Source organism: Myxococcales bacterium, from assembly GCA_012517325.1.
Lineage (GTDB): Bacteria > Lernaellota > Lernaellaia > Lernaellales > Lernaellaceae > JAAYVF01.
In genome coordinates, this window is record JAAYVF010000131.1 from 1 (window position 1) to 4,087 (window position 4,087).

Annotated in this window: 4 protein-coding genes; 3 read left to right on the plus strand and 1 reads right to left on the minus strand. The window is 60.9% G+C overall.

Translation table 11 applies throughout. From position 1 onward, the window contains the following. A partial coding sequence (locus GX444_21135) for a hypothetical protein (GenBank protein NLH51089.1) occupies nt 1–613 on the plus strand: 613 nt, incomplete at its 5' end. Nucleotides 614–776: 163 nt separating this feature from the next. Beyond that, nucleotides 777–1,997, plus strand: coding sequence for a hypothetical protein (locus tag GX444_21140; GenBank protein ID NLH51090.1), 1,221 nt, complete (start codon nt 777–779; stop codon nt 1,995–1,997). A gap of 22 nt (nt 1,998–2,019) precedes the next feature. Here GX444_21140 and GX444_21145 read toward each other — a convergent pair whose 3' ends face one another. Then, nucleotides 2,020–3,315, minus strand: coding sequence for a metallophosphoesterase family protein (locus tag GX444_21145; protein ID NLH51091.1), 1,296 nt, complete (start codon nt 3,313–3,315; stop codon nt 2,020–2,022). Nucleotides 3,316–3,798: 483 nt separating this feature from the next. Between GX444_21145 and GX444_21150 the strand changes: the two genes are divergently transcribed. After that, nucleotides 3,799–4,002: a hypothetical protein gene (locus tag GX444_21150; protein ID NLH51092.1), complete on the plus strand. Its 204-nt coding sequence runs from the start codon at nt 3,799–3,801 to the stop codon at nt 4,000–4,002. The last annotated feature ends 85 nt before the right edge of the window (nt 4,003–4,087 follow it).

Sequence of the window (4,087 nt, forward strand, 5' to 3'; positions counted from 1 at the left end):
GGAGGCGGCCAAAAAGCAGGAATTTGCCGGACCGTCCGACGATTACAAGCGCATCCTCGATCTGGTGGCGCAACTGCGCGAGCGGCAGGCCGTGCAAGACGCGGCCACGGCCGCGATCCGCGGCACTCATTTTCTCATTCACCTGACGATTCTGCCCGGCGACCGCGTACAATGGGAAACCGCCCGCGCTTTCTACGGACCGGGGGCGGTTCTGCTGGCCGGCCGCGAGGCCATGCTGCAAGCCATGCTGCCCGAGGCCGCCGCCGCTTATCGCCTGTCGGTCGAACCGGCCAAGAGCGAAAGCGGCGCCGACGGCGTCGCCTTTGTCCGCCGCCGCAACGAGCCGTTGAAACTCGCCGAGGTCGCGTCCTGGCTGACCGCGAAGCGCGACGGCGAGGATACGGTGTACGTCCTGCAGATCAACCGCCTGCTCGATGGCGGCGCGCCGGAAAATCCGGATCAGGCGCTCGGCGAGGTGATCGTCGTTACCGCCGAGCCGGTGATCGGCACGAACGGCGAAAAAACCGGGCCGTCGCAGGCGCGGTTCGTGTTGACGGCGGCCGGCGCGGCCGACGGCGGCCAGTTCATCGTGCGAACCACGAAAGCTCGCTAGCCGGGTGTCGAAAACACCGGGCGCGCGATCCAGGGATGGATCGCCGTTTTCGGCAACTTTCGAAGTGGCCAGAAATGAAGGGAAACAAAAACCGCGTTTTTTAGTTCCCACCGTTGAAAAAGGCCAGGACGGCCTTTTTCGACATCCTGCTCGGGAGGCGTCGATGAAACGCAAGCGTTGTCTGGTGGCGATTTTGCTGGTGGCCTTGATGCTCGCCGGTTGTTACGACGTCAAGGTGCGGCTGCAACTGTTCCCCAACGGCGAACTGCTGGTGACGCACGACGTGGTCGTGCCCGCCAGCGTTTACGACACGCGCCGGTCGGCGCTGGGCCTGTCGCCGCAAGACGTGGAAAACGACCTGCGGCAATCGCTCGAACAGGACGCGGCGCTGATCGGCAAGGCGCGGGTCATCGACGCCGCCGTGCACCGCGTCGGCGCGAACGTGTTGTTGCAACGGCGGGTGATTTTCACCGATCCGGCGCGCACGGCTCGCTACCTCGAACTGCTGGGCCTGACCGGCGAAATCAGCGTGAAAAAGGGTGATGCGACGATCGGGGTGAAAGCCGCGAAACTGGAACTGGCCCGGCTGGTGCGCCTCGGCAAGTTTTACGAGGAGACGAAAGCGCCCGCGACGGCGGATAATTCCCAGTCGCCTTCCGGCAACCGGTTCACGTTGCAACTCGACCTACCCGGCAACCTCGTCGCCGAGGAACCGCTGGCGCGGCGCGACAACGGCGAACTGGCCTGGAGCGTAGAGGAAGCCCAATTCGACGCGCCGTTCCAGGCGACGGTGAAAACCAAGGCCGAAAAATTCGTGCCCTGGCCGGGCGCGGCCGGCGCCAAGGTCGACGGCGAGGCGATCGCCCGCCTGCTGACGGCGTTCGACGATGCGGCGGCCGCCGATTACACCCGCCGGCTCGGCGGGCGGATCACGCCGATTCTGCACCTGCGGCTCGACAAAAACCTGAAGGTCGATTGGGCGATCCTCTGGGCCGGCGACGAGATCGGCCGCGCGGCGGCGCAATACCAGTCCCGCGTCGACGCGTTGCTGTTGCCGGAACTGGGCCACAACTACTACCGCTGGCTGGAAACGGTCGGCGAGGGCGAACGGCGGACGGTCGCCGAGGGTTATCGGACGCGCCAGCCGCTGCCGGCGAAAGACCTGGGCGGGCCGCTGACGGTGACCAGGCAGGGCAGCGAGGCGCGCGTCGTTTTCGCGCCGCCGGCGGTCTACCGGCAAATCGCCGCCGCCGGGCCGGCGAGCCGCATCGTCGCGATGCTGGTCGTCACGTTCCCCGACGGCCGGGAGCAAAGCCGGGTCATCACCGCGGCCGATCTGCAGTCCGGGCGGCCGGTGGAATTGACGGGACCGCTCGGCCGCTAGCCGGGTGTTTTTCAACAGCCCGCTAGTGCACGATCTGATAGGTATCGAACAGGTTGCCGTCGAGATCGATGGCATCGATCGTCATGACGTTGTCCTCGACACTGATGCTGAGGAAATGGTGCACCGACTGATAGAACACGATGTGTTCCCAGTCGCGCGCCCAGGTATCCAACCCGCCCGCCGCCCCGCCGTTGATGTAATAAGTGACGCCGTTCAGGTGCCCGCGCTCGTAATCGTGAGTGTGGCCGGAAAAGAACGCATCCACCCCGTATTGCACCATCAGCGGATCGATGAACCAGCGCATCGTCAGGTCGCCGGGATAGGTGTCCCACCCCTCGCTGTACGGCGGCTTGTGCGTGAAGACCACGATGAATTCGGCGTCCTGCGCCTCGCCGGAAGCCAGTTGATCGACGAACCAACCGTATTGCGGCGAGCCGGGGAAGTACAACAGGTTGCTGTTCAGGGCGATGAAAAACGTGTTGCCGTAGGTGAAGCTGTAATAGAAGTTCGAATCGGCGAAGGCGAACGACTGGTAGAAATTGGGCGAATTGTGTTCGTGGTTGCCGATGCTGACGTAGACCGGCGTGACGCGCCAGAGATCGGCCGCCGGGTTGAAGAACTGCTCGTTGAAATCCGGCTCGTTCCGGCCGTCGTTGACGATGTCGCCGCAACTGAGAGCCAGATCGGGTTCTTCCGCCAACATGAGCGCGGCGATCTGGGTGAAAATATCGTAATTCGATTGGTTGTCGCTGAAGACCACGTATTGGAAAGGCGAATCGGGCTCGACCGCCGTTTGGAAGGTGGCGACGGTGCTTTCGTCCTCGCAGGAGCGGACCTTGTAATAGTAGGTGGTTTCCGGTTCCAGGCCGGTCAGCTCGACCAAGTGGGTTTTGACCAGTTCGTTCGAGCGCTTCACGCTGCCTAACTCGCTCGTCAAACCGTACTCGACCTGCGAATCGCCCAACGGATCGGTCTGCCACATGATCCGGATGCTCGTCTGGGTGACGCCCTGCAGATAAGGCTGGCGGCTGATCACGCCGTCGCACTCGATCGGCGTGGTGTCGTCGTTGTCGTCGTTATCGTCATTATCATCATTATTATCATCATTGTCGTTATTGTCGTCATTGTCATCATCGTCGTCATCGTCGTCGGCCCCGCTGTCGTCATCGGCCGGCGTGGAATCGTCGTTGTCGTTGTTGTCGTCGTCATCTTGAGCCTGCCCTGAGTCTCCCGAAGAATCATCGTCATCCGACGAGCACCCGGCGAAAATCGCCGGCAACAGCAGCAGGGCCGAGAGCAATACCAGCAAACGGTTCACGTCTTGTCTCCTTTGCGCAAAGCAACCGCCCAACTTTAGCACGCGAAACTCCGCGCGCCAACGACTTGACTGGTGTAGGAGCGGCTTAGCAGCCGCGATAAAAACCCTCACTGACTTTCCGTGCGCCAGCCGGAACCCACGCCAGGAGCGCCAGCGACTTGACTGGTGTAAGAGCGGCTTAGCAGCCGCGATAAAAACCCTCGCCGTCTAACCGTGCGCAAGCCGGAATCCACTTCGGAAGCGCCATCACACGATTTCACCTCTCCGCCAAACCCTCCGTCGGATTTGCCGGAATTGATAATTTTCGTTTATTTTTCCATGGCTTGTAATCCATTCCCCAATCGCCGGCCAAATACAAAATCATATACATTAAAAAATAATTAATTTTCCCATTGTTTTTTTATCAAAGATGTATCCTCCTATTCGCCTTCCGGATTTACAACGTGTCTGGATGCACGAAGCGAAGGCATTTAGAGAGCACTCATGCCCAATTGGTACGTCGATCCCGACCAGGCCGACGATTCCGGCACCGGCGAAAGCTGGGCCACCGCGAAAAAACATCTCAACGCCATGATCCAGGCCCTGACCTATCCGCTGGCCGGTATGCCCGTCACGCAATTAGGCATTGATCTATGGGCCGACATCTCCACCGGGTCTGACGGAGAAAGATACTCCGATTGGTCTTGACTTTGGCAAAGTAAAGTAGTGTTATTTATCCATGTGCTGAGGAATGATCGAAACCTCGGTTGTGAGAAATTCCGACGGTGGTCGA